Origin of the sequence: Flavobacterium pectinovorum, assembly GCF_022802975.1 — a bacterium.
Classification (GTDB): domain Bacteria; phylum Bacteroidota; class Bacteroidia; order Flavobacteriales; family Flavobacteriaceae; genus Flavobacterium; species Flavobacterium pectinovorum_B.
Map to the genome: position 1 here is coordinate 47,581 of NZ_JAFEVZ010000001.1, position 16,379 is coordinate 63,959.

Here is a 16,379-nt window from a genome sequence, read left to right on the forward strand (position 1 = left end):
TCATAAATTCCAGTTGATTTTTTTAAATAAATCCCAAACTACAATTCCGGCACTAACCGCTATGTTTAAAGAATGTTTGGTGCCTAATTGCGGAATCTCAATACAGCCATCACAAATTGCTACAGCTTCCTGGGCAACTCCATGTACTTCATTTCCGAAGACTAAAGCATATTTCTGATTTTTTTCGACAGTAAAATCCTGGAGAAAAATGGCGCTTTCTACTTGTTCGATAGCAAGAGTTAATACGTTTTCTTTTTTTAAGTTTTCAATAACTTCCAAAACGTTTTCATGATGCTCCCAGGCAACGGTTTCAGTAGCGCCAAGGGCTGTTTTGTGAATTTCTTTATTGGGAGGAGTGGCTGTAATGCCGCACAGGATTATTTTTTCAATTAAAAAAGCATCAGCAGTTCTAAATACGGATCCTATGTTGTGTAAGCTCCGAATATCGTCCAGAACTAAAATCAGTGGTGTTTTGTCTGATTTTTTAAAATCATCAATTGATTTGCGTTCCAGTTCGCTATTTTCAAGTTTTCTCATTGTGTTGTATTCAGTTCATAAAAAAAGCTTCCAAAGATAAGGAAGCTTTTTCGATTTATTTTTATATTGTTTTTTTAGATTAGCTCTTTGCCGGATCTGGTAAAACAGTACCTTTAATCGTTAATGTTTTTGTTGGTTGTCCTTCAGCATTAGAAGTAACGGTTACCGTTTTTGTAAAAGCACCAACTCTGTCAGTAGCATATTTTACGCCAATAACACCTTTGGCTCCTGGAGCAATTGGCTCTTTTGGCGTTGTTGGTACAGTACAGCCACAAGATCCCTGAGTGTTAGTGATAATTAATGGTTTTGTTCCGTTGTTTACAAAAACAAACTGACGATTACCATCAGCATTGTGAGCGATTGTTCCGTAATCAATTGTTTCGTTTTCAAAAACCATTCCGGCTCCCTGAACCTTAGCAACTTTGGCAGCTTTAGTTGTAGAAGATTTTTTGCTTTGAGCATTAGAAGCTGTAATTCCAACTACAGCCAGCATAGCTAATAAAATTATTTTTTTCATCTTTATAAGGGTCTTTGTTTTAATGATGAACAAATCTATGTAAAATTCCTAAATGTCAGCTTAAAATATTCTTAAAATATTTTAATTTTTGAAGCACTTCGATATACCGTTAAAATATTATAAATTCGCTGTCTTAATTTTCATTTAAAACATACTAATTTGGCAGCGAAAGATAAAGTGGTAAAAGAAACACCCTTAATGAAACAGTACAACGAAATCAAAAGGAAATATCCTGATGCATGTCTGCTTTTCAGAGTTGGGGATTTTTATGAAACCTTTGGAGAAGATGCCATCAGAGCTTCTAAAATTCTGGGGATAACTTTAACAAAAAGAGGTGCAGGTTCTGAAACCGAGACCGCTTTGGCTGGTTTTCCGCATCATTCTGTCAATACCTATTTGCCAAAATTAGTTAAAGCCGGTCTTCGTGTGGCGATCTGCGATCAGCTCGAAGATCCAAAAATGACCAAAACGATTGTAAAACGTGGGGTTACGGAGCTTGTAACTCCGGGGGTTTCTTTAAATGATGAGGTTTTACAATCAAAAACAAATAACTTTTTAGCCTCAGTTTATTTTGCTAATAAAAGTATCGGAATTTCCTTTTTGGATGTTTCAACGGGAGAGTTTTTAACGGCTCAGGGAAATGCAGAATATATTGATAAATTATTGCAGAATTTCAATCCGAGTGAAGTTCTGGTGCCTAAGAATAGTAAAGGTAATTTTAAAGAGGCTTTTGGAGATGATTTTCATAGTTTTTATCTGGAAGACTGGATTTACAAAGAAGATTATGCTTTAGAAACTCTAACAAAACATTTTCAGACTGTTTCTCTAAAAGGTTTTGGCGTTGAAGAATTGAAGGAAGGAATTATTGCTTCCGGAGCGATTTTGTATTATTTGTCCGAAACCCAGCATAATCGTGTGCAGCATATCACGACAATTCAGCGTATTGCAGAAGATGCTTACGTTTGGATGGATCGTTTTACCATCAGAAACTTAGAATTATACCACAGTTATAATCCAAATGCTGTAACGCTTTTAGACGTGATTGACCGAACGCTTTCGCCAATGGGAGGTCGTTTGTTGAAACGCTGGCTGGCATTACCTTTAAAAGATGCTAATAAAATAAAAGGACGCCATGATGTGGTTTCATATTTGAAATCAAACCCTGAAATCCTTCATAATATTCAGTACCAAATCAAGCAGATTTCAGATTTAGAACGTTTGATTTCTAAAATCGCAGCCGGAAAAGTTTCGCCTCGTGAAATTGTTTATCTGAAAGAATCTCTGGATGCGATTATTCCAATAAAAACTTTGGCATTGCAAAGCCCGCAGGAAGCAGTCAAAATTATAGGAGATAGTCTGCATGCCTGTGATTTACTAAGGGAGAAAATAAAAATTACTTTAAATCAGGATGCTCCGGTTGCTATTGCAAAAGGAAATGCTATTGCAAAAGGAGTTAATGAAGAATTAGATGAGTTACGTGCTATTTCAACTTCAGGGAAAGAATTTTTAGAAGGAATTGAAAGAAGAGAGTCGGAGAGAACCGGGATTTCTTCTCTGAAAATTTCTTTTAATAATGTTTTTGGATATTATATCGAAGTTCGAAATACACATAAAGATAAAGTCCCGGAAGAATGGATTCGTAAACAGACTTTGGTAAATGCCGAACGATATATTACCGAAGAATTAAAAGAATACGAAACCAAAATTTTAGGAGCCGAAGAAAAAATCTATAAAATTGAATCAGACCTTTTTGAGCAGTTAGTGGCCTGGATTGCTACTTATATCAAACCGGTTCAGATGAACGCAAGTTTGGTCGCGCAATTGGATTGTTTGTGTTCGTTTACACAATTGGCGGTCGAGAATCAATATGTTTGTCCGGAAATTGATGAAACTTTTGAACTTGAAATCAAAAATGGAAGACATCCTGTTATCGAAAAACAATTACCTGTTGGTACTCCTTATATTGCAAATGATGTTTATTTAGACAGGGAAAGCCAGCAGATTATTATGATTACCGGGCCTAACATGTCGGGTAAATCGGCTATTTTGAGGCAAACGGCCTTAATTGTATTGTTGGCTCAAATGGGAAGTTTTGTTCCGGCAGACAGTGTACGAATGGGAATCGTGGATAAAATCTTCACAAGAGTAGGGGCTTCAGATAATATTTCGATGGGAGAATCGACTTTTATGGTTGAGATGAATGAAACGGCTTCTATTTTGAATAATATTTCAGACAGAAGTTTGGTTTTGTTGGATGAAATCGGAAGAGGAACAAGTACGTACGACGGAATTTCGATTGCCTGGGCTATTGCCGAGTTTTTACATGAACATCCGGGCAGGGCAAAAACATTGTTTGCAACGCATTATCATGAATTAAATGAAATGACTGAATCTCTGCCAAGAATTCAGAATTATAATGTAGCTGTAAAAGAATTAAAGGATACAGTTCTTTTTATTCGTAAACTGGTAAAAGGAGGAAGTGCGCATAGTTTTGGTATTCATGTCGCAAAAATGGCAGGGATGCCGCAGCTGGTTATTTCAAAGGCTCAAAAACTATTAAAGAAACTGGAGAAAAACCATTCGAGCGATGCGCTTAACGGAATCAAATCTGCAAATGATGAAATACAGATGAGTTTCTTTAATTTGGATGATCCTTTGTTGGAAGAAATAAAAGAAGAAATCCTGGGTCTTGATATAAATGCGATTACTCCGGTTGAAGCATTAATGAAACTCAATGAGATTAAAAGGATGTTGATTAAAAAATAAATTTTCAGATTTAAAGTTTAGGTTATCAGAAAGTTATAAAATAAGTGTGTTTTTTTTTCAAAAAAGGCTTGTTTAATTGAATAAATGTCCTAAATTTGCACTCGCAATACAGAACAAGTTAAGTGTTGCAGTTCTTATTAAAATTTGAAACGCGAAAATAGCTCAGTTGGTAGAGCGCGACCTTGCCAAGGTCGAGGTCGCGGGTTCGAGCCCCGTTTTTCGCTCAAAACCAAAACGCTTGGATGGTGTTTCATTTAATTGATTTTTTTAAAAAATTATTTAAAAAAAATACTAAAAGATATAATGCTCGGATGGTGAAATTGGTAGACACGCTGGACTTAAAATCCAGTGAACAGCAATGTTCGTGCGGGTTCAAGTCCCGCTCTGAGTACTAAAGCCTCTTCTTTTGAAGAGGCTTTTTTTATGGTGTAAATTCATGGTTGTGGTAAGTAAATTTGCGAAGTAAATTTATTTTTCAACAATCAATAATCAACAATCAACATGGGGGCTTTTGTAATTAGCAGGCGATTTAATGATGAATATAAGTTTGTATTTACTTCCAGAAAAGGGAAAGTGATATTTACAAGTTTGAGTTATGAGTTAAAGTTTGAGTGTGAAGAGGATATTGAGAAATTTAAAGTAAATATTGAGCGGGCTAATTTTTTAAAATTTAAGGGCTCTGGAGGGAAGTATTTTTTTAAATTGATGTTGGGTGAGACTCACTTTGCAACGAGTCGTAAATATACTACAGAGTTGCTTTTGCAGAAAGGGATAAAGGAAATTGTATTGTATGCGTCGAGAGCGGAGATTTTGGATTTCTCGTCAAATGATTTGATTTTTGAAGAAGAGGAGGTTGAAGGGGTTGAGGAATAAAAGAAAATGGAATTTTGATATTGAAAATTCCAAACTCAAGGCTTGATTGTTTTTTAGTTTTTGTTAAGTTTAAAAAAAATCCCAAATTTCAAAAAGATACAGAGTCTTTTTTGAGATTGGGATTTTTTTTGAGATTGGGATTTAAGCTTAAATTTTAAGCATAAAAAAAAACCATCTTATGGATGGTTTTAAAATCTTTAGAACTGGGTTCTAATTATTTTTTTACTTCTTCTACTTTAGCAGCAGCAGAATCAACAGTTGCAGCAGCAGAATCAACTACAGCAGCAGCAGAATCAACTACAGCAGCAGCAGAATCAACAGTAACAGCAGTAGAATCTACAGCAGTTTCAGCTGCAGCGTCAGCTTTTTTACAAGATACAACAGTTAAAACAGCAACAACAGCTAAACTTAAAAATACTTTTTTCATCTTACTTTATTATAAAAGGTTAATTATTAATTCGAGGCAAAGATATAAATTTTTTAATATGTAAAATATTTTTTTATTTTTTTTTTAAAATATTTTCCTTTGTTACTCGATGTTGTTATTTATCAATTAATGTGCCAAAACTAACAGAACGTGTCGTATTGTTGTATTTTTTGAAAATTTTATCTTTTGTTGAATATTCAAAAAACATTTGGCGATTTTGATTTGGTTAGTTGTGATTTGTTTTGTTTTTTATTGATTATTCTGTATCGAATAAGCTGAGAGGTAGGGTTGTTTTAGTTCTTTTGTAAAAAATGAATCTTTGAAACTGAGATTTATAGATCTGATTATTTTTGTTAAATGCTTTTTAGAATAGTGTCTGTTGCTCCTTTATTATTCTGAATGTAGGATTTACAAATTTCTCCTTTTCCGTTGAGAAAATTTTCGTCTGAAAGCAAACGGTCAAAGATTTCTTTTAATTCTTCTGTATTTGAAATAACCATACAGCCTCCAAGATTGACTAATTCAATAGCTTCGGCAAATCTTGAATAATTAGGGCCAATAACAATCGGGATTCCAAAGGTAGCGGGTTCCAGAATATTATGAATGCCGGGATTCCCAAAGCCGCCGCCAACATAAGCTATGGTTCCGTAGCTGTAAATTTTAGTTAATAAACCAATGGTATCAATAATAAATACATTATAATCGATTAGGCTTTTGTTTTCTTTTTCGGAAAATAAAACTGTTTTTTTTGAAATTGTATTTTTTAGATTTTCAATTTGTTCTGCTTTTATATTGTGAGGTGCAATAATAAATTTTATATTCTCAGGAGCCTGATTGATGTATTCTGTTAATAAAATTTCATCCTTTGGCCAGGAGCTTCCAATGACAATAGTAGGTTGATTGTTTTTGAAGATTTCAATAAATTCAAGTGTATTGTCTCTGTCTAAAATAGCATTTACCCTATCGAAACGGGTGTCGCCGGAAACTATTACGTTATGAAAGCCTATTGTTTCGATTTTTATTTTAGAATCTTCATTCTGAACAAAAAAATAAGTAAAAGTTTCTAATGCTTTTCTGTAAAATCCGCCGTACCATTTAAAAAACATCTGATTGTCTCTAAAGATTCCTGAAATGAGATAAGTAGGTGTTTTTAATTTTTTTAGTTCTTTTAAATAATTAAGCCAAAATTCATACTTGATAAAAAAGACCAATTCGGGATGAACTAATTTTAAAAACTGTTTTGCGTTGCTTTTTGTGTCAAGAGGAAGGTAGATAGTGATATCGGCTATATTGTTGTTTTTTCGAACTTCGTAGCCGGATGGGGAGAAAAAAGTAACAATGATTTTATGTGCAGGATATCTTTCTTTGATCTTCTCAATTACAGGAAGGCCTTGTTCGTATTCGCCAAGGGAAGCCGAATGAAACCAGATTGTTTTGTCATTGGGTTTTATTTTCTCTTCTAAAATTGTAAAAACATTTTTTCGGCCATCAATAAAAAGTTTCATTTTTGGGCTAAAAAGTGCTACTATTTTAAGGAAAAAACCAGTAATTAAAACGACTAAATTGTATAGAAAAAGCATCTGTTTATTTTTGGGGCTAAAATACGTTTCTTTCGATTATTTTCATTGTTTGAAGGTATTAAATAACTATTTTTGCTTTTCGTTTTAAAGATTTTGATGTAAATCAGAATCTTCAGATTTAAATAAGAAGATAAATGAAAAAAATTCAAATGGTTGACTTAAAGAGTCAATACGAGAAAATAAAAACTACAGTTGATGCTTCTATTCAGGAAGTTTTAGATACAAATACTTATATAAATGGGCCTTTGGTTCATCAGTTTCAAAAAAATCTTGAGGATTATCTGGGAGCAAAACATGTAATTCCATGTGCGAATGGAACTGATGCTTTGCAGATTGCAATGATGGGGTTGGATTTAAAACCGGGCGATGAGGTTATTACGGCTGATTTTACTTTTGCAGCTACTGTAGAGGTTATTGCTTTGCTACAATTGACTCCTGTTTTGGTTGATGTTGATATAATAAATATGAATATTGATATAGAAGCGATTAAAAGCGCCATTACGCCAAAAACCAAAGCGATTGTTCCGGTACATTTATTTGGACGTGCTGCGAATATGGATGCAATTATGGAAATCGCTGCAGCACATAATTTATATGTAATTGAAGATAATGCTCAGGCTATTGGTGCTGATTATATTTCTAAATCAGGAACAAAAAGTAAAGTGGGTGTTATTGGACATGTTGCGGCGACATCATTTTTTCCTTCTAAAAACTTAGGTTGTTACGGAGACGGCGGGGCAATTTTTACTAACGATGATAAATTAGCGCACGTTATCCGCGGAATCGTAAATCACGGAATGTATGAACGTTATCATCATGATGTTGTGGGGGTTAACTCGCGTTTAGATAGTATTCAGGCAGGTGTATTGAATGCAAAATTACCTTTGTTAAATGAATATAATGAAGCGCGTCGTTTAGCGGCTACGAAATATAATGCGGCTTTTGCCGGAAATGGACATATTATTACACCGGAATTTGATGCAAACGAAAATGATCACGTTTTTCATCAGTATGTATTAAGAATTATTGATGCAGATCGAAATGCTTTGATGCAGCATTTGCTGGATAAGGGAATTCCGTGTGCGATTTATTATCCAATTCCGTTGCATTCTCAAAAAGCTTATACTGATTCTCGTTATAAAGAAGAGCAGTTTCCTGTGACCAATCAATTGGTAAAAGAAGTAATTGCATTGCCAATGCATACAGAACTAGATGATGAACAAATTAAATTTATTACAGATTCTGTTTTAGAATTTCTGGCTAAATAATTTATTTTTTTAAGCATAAATAAAACCCAAATTATCAGTTTTGATGATTTGGGTTTTATGTTTTAATCTACTTTCTTAAATACTAAAAGTTTTCCAGATGGATTCGAAAGTGTTAATCTGTTGTTTTTGATAGCATAAGTTGTAGTGCTTTGAATTGCTTTGGTAAATTCATCTTCTTTGTTTCCTGGCGAACAAGCCATTAAAGTCGAAATCACTTTTGAAAAGCGAAGTAAATTGTCTTCAAAAAATAAACTTCCGCTGATTGAATTACAGCCTCCAAATCCCATGAATCTGTTTTCTTCAGCGTCGATTTCAATTCGGGGTAATTCTTTTTGAAAATCTGTGATTGAAACTTTGTATCCGTTTAATTCTTCTAAAACCCAAATGTCATGTAAACGATAATCGGTTATGTATTTTCCACAGCCTTCAAGTTTTTCAAAATCGGCTTCTGAGTTATTTTTGATTTCTACAGAAACTTTATAAGACGAAATCAAATCGGCCATAGAGTCTTGGCAATCTGTTTGTTGTATGGTAATTGTTATGCTGGAAGTTGCATTGCTTGTCTGATACATTTTTATATTAGCATCCATAGCTCTGGTTGGTTTAACGGATGGATAACTGAGATTTTCTTTTCCTTGTATTAGTGAGGTAAAAATAATTTTTTCTTTTCCAATTTTTATTTCCCATGCAGGTTCGTTTCCTGTTGCTTTAAAGTAAGTGGTAATATCTTCTTTGGGAATATATTGAGTTGTAATGCTTGAATTTGAGTCTTTTGTGTTAACGGATTTGCAGTTGTATGCTAAAGAAAGTGTGGTGAGTAAAATTAAGTACTTTTTCATGAGATGTGGTTTAGGTTTGTACAATGTGCAAAAGTTTTGTAAATGTTTATGTATTGATAAACAGTGTAATGGGTGATATTCAAATTTAAGTAAAATAGTACAGATAAAATAATTTGTAAAAATATCCAAAAACCAAAAGGCCTTGTACTTATTGGTTATAAGGCAAACTACGTATTTAGAAGAATTCTATTTAATGAAAAAATTACGTAGATAAGTATTTTATATAAGTACAAATACTTATATTTGCGTAGTAATACTTAATTAAAGAAATCATGATTAAAGTAATAGTAGTTGGAAACGGGATGGTAGGTTATAAATTCTGTGAAAAATTTATAGCGAAATCGGGACAGGAAAAGTATCAAATTACAGTATTTGGGGAAGAACCGAGACGTGCTTATGATCGTGTTCACTTAAGTGAATACTTTGGAGGTAAAACGGCTGATGATTTGTCATTGTCAACAAGTGAATGGTACGCAGAAAATAATATTACTTTAAATACTTCTGAATTAGTTACTGATATTAACAGGGAAGAAAAAACAATACATACGCATTTAGAAAAAACGCATAAGTATGATTACTTAGTCCTGGCAACAGGTTCTTCTGCTTTCGTGCCGCCAATTGACGGAGTAGAAAAAGAAGGTGTTTTTGTGTACAGAACCATTGAGGATCTGGATGCGATTATGGGTTATGCTAAAAAAATAAAACAAAAAGGAGCAACTGAAGCGGCAGTTTTAGGAGGAGGATTATTGGGTCTTGAAGCAGCAAAAGCAGTTCGTGACTTAGGATTGAATCCGCATGTTGTAGAATTTGCACCTCGTCTGATGCCAAGACAGCTTGATAAAGGGGCAAGCGATATGCTGCAGTCAAAAATTGAAGAATTGAATATTGGAATTCATCTTAATAAAGCGACTCAATATATCGACGGAAAAGAGTGTATCACGGGAATGATGTTTGCTGATAATGAATTGTTAAAAGTTGACATGTTGGTTATATCTGCCGGAATTAAACCACGTGATGAACTGGCTAGAGTTTCGGGACTTGAAGTTGGTTTACGTGGTGGGGTTGTGGTAAACAATCAAATGCAAACATCAGATCCTTCTATTTTTGCGATTGGTGAAGTGGCTTTATACAATCAAATGATTTACGGACTGGTTGCTCCGGGTTATGAAATGGCCGACGTTGCTGCAGAGCAGATCTTAAATGGTTCTAAGACCATGAGAGAAACCATTGACATGTCAACACAATTGAAGTTAATTGGTGTTGAAGTGGCGAGTTTTGGTGATCCTTTTATCGAAAATAATGAGGTAACCGCTATTATTTATGAAAATAAATTATCAGGAGTTTATAAAAGAATTAATGTTACTAAAGATTCTAAAACCTTATTAGGTGGAATTTTAGTAGGGGATTCGAGCGATTATAATTCACTTTTTCAGATTTACAACAACGGAATGGCTTTGCCTAAAAATCCTGAAGATTTGATTTTAGGTTCAAGAGACGGTTCTGAAAGTTCAGCTGTAGGTGTAATGGATTTGCCGGATACTGCTGTAATCTGTTCTTGTGAAAATGTTACAAAAGGTGCCATCTGCTGTTCTATTTTAGATGAAACCTGTTCTAATCTTTCTGATGTTGTAAAATTGACCAAAGCAACTTCTGGTTGTGGAGGATGTAAGCCAATGGTTTCTGATTTGGTAAAAGCGGCTCAGAAATCTATGGGTAAAGAAGTAAAAGATATTATCTGCGAACATTTTAGCTATACCCGTCAGGAGTTATTTGATTTGGTGAAAATTAATAAATACCAAAATTTTTATGACGTATTGGATCACCACGGAAAAGGAGATGGCTGTGAGGTTTGTAAGCCCTTAGTGGCTTCAATTTTCTCCAGTATTTACAACGATACGGCTAACAAACACGTTACAGCTCAGGATACTAATGATAAATTTTTGGCTAATATTCAAAGAAACGGAACCTATTCTGTAGTGCCAAGAGTTGCCGGAGGTGAAATTACTGCTGAAAAACTAATCGTGATTGGACAAGTTGCCAAACAATTTGATTTATATACAAAAATTACAGGAGCACAGCGTGTTGACTTATTTGGAGCACATTTAGATGATCTTCCTAAAATCTGGAAAGTATTAATTGATAATGGTTTTGAAAGCGGTCATGCTTACGGAAAATCGTTGAGAGCTGTAAAAAGCTGTGTAGGAAACGCCTGGTGCCGTTACGGAATGGATGATAGTGCCGGTTTTGCTATCGAATTAGAAAACAGGTATAAAGGAATTCGTTCTCCTCATAAATTAAAAGGTGGTGTTTCAGCCTGTATTCGTGAATGTGCTGAAGCTCGTGGAAAAGATTTTGGTTTAATTGCTGTTGAAGGCGGTTGGAATCTATACATTGCCGGAAACGGTGGAGCTAATCCTAAACATGCGGTTCTGCTGGCTGAACAAATTGATAAAGAAACTGTTATTAAATATATGGATCGCTTTTTAATGTATTACATCAGAACAGCCGGTCCGCTAATCAGAACATCAACCTGGCTGGAAAAACTGGACGGAGGTTTGGATTACTTAAAAGAAGTAATTATCGAAGACAGTTTAGGAATTTGTGAAACCCTGGAAGCTGAAATGCAGACTCTGGTTAATACATTTGAGTGTGAGTGGAAACAAGTTCTTGAAAAACCAAGATTATTAAAACGTTTCAGTCACTTTGTGAACTCTGATGAAAAGGATGATAATATTGCTTTCGTTCCTTTAAGAGATCAAAAAATGCCAAAAGCCTGGTCATAAATTTAATGTTTAACACATAGAAACATAGATTTTATAAACTAAAAAAGATATTTTATTATCATACAAACACATCGTTATGTGTGAGAAACGAGTCTCTTTTAGAGTTACTTTTCCGATAATTAAAGTCTATGTTTCGATGTGTTTAAAAAAGTATAAAAAACAGAATTAACGTTTGCTGTCCTCTTACCCTCTTTTTTACTGCGCCATCAAACTCTCTTGATTGTAAAGGGAGGGATAAGAACACAGATTATAAATACAACCAAAATGGAAGAAATTTTAAACCAATACGAAACAGTGCATCCAAGCGATGCTAAAATATGGTTCAAAGCCGGTAATGTGAGTGATTTTCCAACTAACCGTGGCGGTTGCATCAAATACAAAAACAAACAAATTGCCGTTTTTAATTTTGCACGCCGTAACGAATGGTACGCTTGCCAAAATGCCTGTCCTCATAAAATGGAAATGGTTTTGTCAAGAGGAATGACAGGTTCTGCTGATGATATTCCTAAAATTGCCTGCCCACTGCACAAAAAAACGTTTTCATTAGTAGACGGTTCTAACCTGAATGGCGATGATTTAAAAATTGCAACATATCCGGTTAAAATTGTTGAAGACGAAGTATTCGTTGGCTTTTTAGATTAATTACGTATATTTGAAAATATATTTTCAATAAAAAATGAGTACACCTTTTCAGAAAGCAAGTGAGTGGATTGATGCCGAAAACGCTCAGGATCCGAACATCGAAACAGATCAGAATATTGAATATCCAAAAGAGCTTTTATACTCAAACAGGATGTATGAAAAACTGATGCAATTTTCTCCTGAGGCTTCACAAGAGGTTCAGATTGCTTCAAAAGCACAACATATCTGCCGATGGAAAGTGGCACGCGAATCCTACCCAATGGATCGTGTAGGCTACCTGAGATGGAGAGAAGATCTGAAAAAATTTCATGCCAAAACTACTGCTGAAATCTTGGAAAGAGCAGGTTATGAGCAAAGTTTTATTGACCGCGTTTCTTTTTTAATTGAAAAAAAACTGCTTAAAAAAGATGCCGAAACCCAATTATTGGAAGATGTAATTTGTCTGGTGTTTTTAGATTATTACTTAGAGCCTTTTGTTGAAAAACATGATGAGGAAAAACTCAAAAACATCATCAAAAAAACCTGGGATAAAATGTCTGAAAAAGGGCATCAGGAAGCCTTAAAAATCAATTATTCTGAAGAAAATCTTAATTTGATAAAAGCGTCTTTAGGTCTATAATCTGATTTTATATGAAGAAGGGCAATCAGGAAGTTGCAGACAAAATTACATTCAAAAATTTACGACGTCTGTATTTTTTTGCACTTTGGACTATTGCCATAACTATCATTTTAAGTCAGCTTTTAATTCAGTACAATTTAAAACAACAGCTTAGCGATTCTAAAATTATCAATATTTCAGGTAAACAAAGAATGCTGAGTCAAAGGATTACCAAGGAAGTTTTAATTTTAAATTTTGTTTCTGATGCTTCTCCCAAAAAAGAAATTGCACATGTTCGAAATGTGTTGTCTCTTTGGAAAATTAATCAGGATGCATTAGAAAATGGCAGTGACAGTCTGGCTTTTCCTAAAGAAAAAAGTGAAGCACTGTCTAAGTTATACGCAGAAATAAAACCGAGTTTCAATACTATGGTTGAATCGGTAAATTTGTTTCTTTTAAATTTAGAAGAAAAAAACAATTCTTCAGATAATCAAAAATTGGTACAGAAAATTCTAAAAAACGAAGGAATATTTCTTTCGAAAATGAATGAAATTGTAACGCAATACGATAAAGAAGCACATGAAAAAGTAACGGAGCAGCGTACAACCGAATATTGGATTTTCGGATTTACACTGCTTGTTTTACTTTTAGAATTTTTGTTCATCTTTAAACCTACCAATAAAAAAGTTGAAAAACTTATAGCCAAACTTTTATCATCTGAAAAGAAAGCCTTAAAACTGGCTTATGATACCGAAATTATCAGTGAAATAAAGGAAAACTCTGTAAAAGAGCTGAAATCGCTGAATTATGCGATGGAAAATACCTTGCTTTATTGCCGTATTGCGCCCGACGGCTCTATTATTCACGTAGGTGAAAAATTCGCCAAACTTTTAAACTACACCAAATTTTCTTCCAATAAAACTTTTTCACAGATTTTAACGATTGATGAAAAGGAACAGCTTAATATTGATCGTATTATTTTTGAGAAGCAAAGAAGCGGCTGGCAGGGTGAGATTAAAATTCACAACAGAGAAGATCAGACTATTTGGCTCGATTTATCAATGGTTCCGGTGATGATAAAAAAGGATGAGCTGGAACTTTTAATTGTTTGTTTTAATATTACCGAACGTAAAAAAGCACAACGCGAAGTTGAACGTCTGAACATTGAAAACAGTACCGAAAAAATCAATCAGCAAAAGATTATTTCGAGCAAAATTGTTGAAAACCAGGAAAACGAACAAAATCGTATTGCCAAAGAAATTCATGACGGAATAGGGCAGATGTTAACCGGATTGAAGTTCAGCCTGGAAAGTATTAATCTGGAGGATAAGGAAAAATCGGCTCAGAAAATTGAATATCTGAAAAAACTATCACTCGATATTATAAAAGGTGTCCGAACGGCTACTTTTAACCTGATGCCGCCCGAGTTAAGTGATCACGGAATAGTTTCGTCAATATCAAAATTAACCCAGGAACTTTCTAAACTGACCGGAAAAGAAATTCTGTTCTACAACAAAACCGATTTTGACCAGCGTTTAGACTCTTTGATTGAAATAAATATTTACCGTCTGACTCAGGAAGCAATTAATAATGCGATAAAATATGCAGAATCAACCCATATTATCGTCCAGCTTTCTCACAGTGAAACCTTATTAAGTATTATTGTTGATGACAACGGAAAAGGTTTTGATAAAACAGCAGTTGATAAAAAACGAAACAGTGAATCCGGAATGGGACTGTTGTTTATGAATGAAAGGATTCAATACATCAACGGGCGTGTCTTTATCAATTCGATTCTAGGAGAAGGAACGAGAATTACGTTTAATATTCCGATTTCTAAATTAGAAAATTAGATAATCTAGAAATGTGTCAATTATAAAAGTTAGTTTTTTATTTTGGCGTGACCACAAGGGTCGGGCTATCCGCTCCAAGTCCTCGCTCTTCCTTCGTCAGGCTGTGGGCTTTCCACTTCTATCCCTCACGCAAACGGTCTATAAGAAGATTTTAGTTTATTAAACAAAATTATTCACTTTAGAATTTCCCTCAATCTTGTCATTTCGAGGAACGAGAAATCATATTCGGGATTCCGTAAAGTAAATCACCAATCTTTGTAGAGTTTCTAGTGTGATTTCTCCCTTCGGTCGAAATGACAAGCTGTACGGCTACTCTATGTAAAAAAAATCAAATTTGCAATCAAATCAAATCCACCGAATCTGCAACTTGAGCGAAAGCGAACAGGCGAAGCAAATCTGCGAGAAAACTCTTTGTGCTCCTTACTTTTAAATAAAAACAAAACTTTGCGTTCATAGCGTAAATCTTAGCGAACTTTGCGGTTAAAAAAAGGTTTTTCCCTACTTTTACTTCTTCAACATTACAACATTCCAAAATGAAAATACTACTCCTCGGTTCAGGTGAATTAGGCAAAGAATTTGTCATCGCAGCACAACGAATCGGACAAATCATAATTGCAGTTGACAGTTACGAAAATGCACCGGCGATGCAGGTTGCTCATGGTTTTGAAGTCATCAATATGCTCGATGGTGAAGCCTTGGACCGAATCGTAGCCAAACATAAACCGAATTTCATCGTTCCCGAAATAGAAGCTATTCGAACGGAACGTTTTTACGATTATGAAAAACAAGGTATTACTGTTGTCCCTTCAGCAAAAGCGGCTAACTTTACCATGAATCGTAAAGCCATTCGTGATTTAGCAGCAAAAGAATTAGGTTTAAAAACTGCGAAATATGAGTATGCTACTTCTGCCGAAGAACTTCAAAAAGCAGTTGGAGAAATAGGAATTCCGTGTGTGGTAAAACCTTTGATGTCTTCGTCAGGAAAAGGGCAATCTACAATAAAAACAGAAGAAGATATTTTAAAAGCCTGGGAATATGCTGTTGCAGGTTCACGTGGCGATGTTATCGAAGTGATTGTTGAGGCATTTGTAGATTTCCATTCGGAGATTACGCTTTTAACGATTACCCAAAATGATAATCCAACTTTATTTTGTGCGCCAATTGGACACAGACAGGAAAGAGGCGATTATCAGGAAAGCTGGCAGCCTGCTCAGGTTTCAGAAAAAGATTTGTATGAAGCTCAGGATATGGCAGAAAAAATTACCGAAGCGCTTGGTGGTGCCGGGCTTTTTGGTGTTGAATTTTTCCTGACGAACGAAGGGGTTTATTTCTCTGAACTTTCTCCTCGTCCTCATGATACCGGAATGGTAACGTTGGCAGGAACGCAGAATTTCAATGAATTTGAATTGCATTTACGGGCCATCTTAAGCCTTCCAATTTTTGAAATTACTTTAGAAAAAGCAGGGGCAAGTGCCGTAATTTTAGCTTCGGAAGATTCTACAAATCCAACTTTTAGCGGAATCGAAAAAGTAGCGGCTTTACCAAAAACCGATTTTAGAATCTTCGGAAAACCAACTTCAAGACCTTATCGAAGAATGGGTGTTGTTTTGAGTTCTGATACTTTAGCAACTCCAATTGAGGAAGTCGTGGAACGAGCCAAAGCAACTTCAAAACTAATAACTGTAAATTCTTAATT

The 16,379-nt window shown here is 34.7% G+C and carries 13 protein-coding genes and 2 tRNA genes; 10 read left to right on the forward strand and 5 right to left on the reverse strand.

The window, feature by feature from the left end:
* The gene (locus FLV_RS00215) at window positions 1-537 is read right to left on the reverse strand and encodes an RNA methyltransferase (RefSeq protein ID WP_243229935.1); all 537 of its coding nucleotides are present in this window, start codon (window positions 535-537) and stop codon (window positions 1-3) included.
* Between the two features lie 79 nt (window positions 538-616).
* The gene (locus FLV_RS00220; protein WP_243229936.1) at window positions 617-1,054 is read right to left on the reverse strand and encodes a DUF1573 domain-containing protein; all 438 of its coding nucleotides are present in this window, start codon (window positions 1,052-1,054) and stop codon (window positions 617-619) included.
* Between the two features lie 159 nt (window positions 1,055-1,213).
* Between FLV_RS00220 and mutS the strand changes: the two genes are divergently transcribed.
* From mutS to FLV_RS00240, 4 genes are all read left to right on the forward strand, one after another.
* Window positions 1,214-3,820, forward strand: a complete 2,607-nt coding sequence (gene mutS, locus FLV_RS00225; protein ID WP_243229937.1) for a DNA mismatch repair protein MutS — start codon at window positions 1,214-1,216, stop codon at window positions 3,818-3,820.
* A 151-nt stretch (window positions 3,821-3,971) separates the two neighbouring features.
* A tRNA-Gly gene (locus tag FLV_RS00230) sits at window positions 3,972-4,044 on the forward strand.
* An 81-nt stretch (window positions 4,045-4,125) separates the two neighbouring features.
* Window positions 4,126-4,211 (forward strand) — tRNA-Leu (locus FLV_RS00235).
* Window positions 4,212-4,321: 110 nt separating this feature from the next.
* On the forward strand, window positions 4,322-4,693 hold the full coding sequence (locus tag FLV_RS00240; RefSeq protein ID WP_243229938.1) for a DUF1508 domain-containing protein: 372 nt from the start codon (window positions 4,322-4,324) through the stop codon (window positions 4,691-4,693).
* Between the two features lie 214 nt (window positions 4,694-4,907).
* On the opposite strand, the gene FLV_RS00245 is transcribed toward FLV_RS00240, so the two are convergent.
* Entirely contained in the window at window positions 4,908-5,120 is a 213-nt protein-coding gene (locus tag FLV_RS00245; protein ID WP_243229939.1) for a hypothetical protein, read from the reverse strand.
* A gap of 353 nt (window positions 5,121-5,473) precedes the next feature.
* The gene (locus FLV_RS00250; RefSeq protein ID WP_243229940.1) at window positions 5,474-6,700 is read right to left on the reverse strand and encodes a 3-deoxy-D-manno-octulosonic acid transferase; all 1,227 of its coding nucleotides are present in this window, start codon (window positions 6,698-6,700) and stop codon (window positions 5,474-5,476) included.
* A 134-nt stretch (window positions 6,701-6,834) separates the two neighbouring features.
* Between FLV_RS00250 and FLV_RS00255 the strand changes: the two genes are divergently transcribed.
* Window positions 6,835-7,968 (forward strand): DegT/DnrJ/EryC1/StrS family aminotransferase, encoded by a 1,134-nt coding sequence (locus tag FLV_RS00255; RefSeq protein WP_243229941.1) that lies wholly within the window; start codon window positions 6,835-6,837, stop codon window positions 7,966-7,968.
* A 62-nt stretch (window positions 7,969-8,030) separates the two neighbouring features.
* Here the strand turns inward: FLV_RS00255 and FLV_RS00260 are convergent, their stop codons facing one another.
* Entirely contained in the window at window positions 8,031-8,807 is a 777-nt protein-coding gene (locus FLV_RS00260) for an META domain-containing protein (protein ID WP_243229942.1), read from the reverse strand.
* A 272-nt stretch (window positions 8,808-9,079) separates the two neighbouring features.
* On the opposite strand from FLV_RS00260, the gene nirB reads away from it, so the two are divergent.
* The 5 genes from nirB (at window position 9,080) to purT (ending at window position 16,377) form a co-directional block, all read left to right on the forward strand.
* The gene (nirB, locus tag FLV_RS00265) at window positions 9,080-11,590 is read left to right on the forward strand and encodes a nitrite reductase large subunit NirB (protein ID WP_243229944.1); all 2,511 of its coding nucleotides are present in this window, start codon (window positions 9,080-9,082) and stop codon (window positions 11,588-11,590) included.
* Window positions 11,591-11,854: 264 nt separating this feature from the next.
* Window positions 11,855-12,232, forward strand: a complete 378-nt coding sequence (nirD, locus tag FLV_RS00270) for a nitrite reductase small subunit NirD (protein ID WP_243229945.1) — start codon at window positions 11,855-11,857, stop codon at window positions 12,230-12,232.
* A gap of 34 nt (window positions 12,233-12,266) precedes the next feature.
* A complete protein-coding gene (locus tag FLV_RS00275; protein WP_243229947.1) occupies window positions 12,267-12,851 on the forward strand; it encodes a DUF4202 domain-containing protein in 585 nt (194 codons plus the stop codon).
* Between the two features lie 11 nt (window positions 12,852-12,862).
* Window positions 12,863-14,683 carry an ATP-binding protein gene (locus tag FLV_RS00280; RefSeq protein ID WP_243229948.1) on the forward strand — a complete coding sequence of 607 codons (1,821 nt, stop codon included), beginning with the start codon at window positions 12,863-12,865 and terminating at the stop codon, window positions 14,681-14,683.
* Between the two features lie 533 nt (window positions 14,684-15,216).
* A complete protein-coding gene (gene purT, locus FLV_RS00285; protein WP_243229949.1) occupies window positions 15,217-16,377 on the forward strand; it encodes a formate-dependent phosphoribosylglycinamide formyltransferase in 1,161 nt (386 codons plus the stop codon).
* Window positions 16,378-16,379 lie beyond the last annotated feature (2 nt).

Excerpts from the sequence above, each read along its gene's own strand:
- FLV_RS00215 (WP_243229935.1), bottom strand. The coding sequence starts at position 537 with ATGAGAAAACTTGAAAATAGCGAACTGGAACGCAAATCAATTGATGAT.
- FLV_RS00220 (WP_243229936.1), bottom strand. The coding sequence starts at position 1,054 with ATGAAAAAAATAATTTTATTAGCTATGCTGGCTGTAGTTGGAATTACA.
- FLV_RS00240 (WP_243229938.1), top strand. The coding sequence starts at position 4,322 with ATGGGGGCTTTTGTAATTAGCAGGCGATTTAATGATGAATATAAGTTT.
- FLV_RS00245 (WP_243229939.1), bottom strand. The coding sequence starts at position 5,120 with ATGAAAAAAGTATTTTTAAGTTTAGCTGTTGTTGCTGTTTTAACTGTT.
- FLV_RS00250 (WP_243229940.1), bottom strand. The coding sequence starts at position 6,700 with ATGCTTTTTCTATACAATTTAGTCGTTTTAATTACTGGTTTTTTCCTT.
- FLV_RS00255 (WP_243229941.1), top strand. The coding sequence starts at position 6,835 with ATGAAAAAAATTCAAATGGTTGACTTAAAGAGTCAATACGAGAAAATA.
- FLV_RS00260 (WP_243229942.1), bottom strand. The coding sequence starts at position 8,807 with ATGAAAAAGTACTTAATTTTACTCACCACACTTTCTTTAGCATACAAC.
- nirB (WP_243229944.1), top strand. The coding sequence starts at position 9,080 with ATGATTAAAGTAATAGTAGTTGGAAACGGGATGGTAGGTTATAAATTC.
- nirD (WP_243229945.1), top strand. The coding sequence starts at position 11,855 with ATGGAAGAAATTTTAAACCAATACGAAACAGTGCATCCAAGCGATGCT.
- FLV_RS00275 (WP_243229947.1), top strand. The coding sequence starts at position 12,267 with ATGAGTACACCTTTTCAGAAAGCAAGTGAGTGGATTGATGCCGAAAAC.
- FLV_RS00280 (WP_243229948.1), top strand. The coding sequence starts at position 12,863 with ATGAAGAAGGGCAATCAGGAAGTTGCAGACAAAATTACATTCAAAAAT.
- purT (WP_243229949.1), top strand. The coding sequence starts at position 15,217 with ATGAAAATACTACTCCTCGGTTCAGGTGAATTAGGCAAAGAATTTGTC.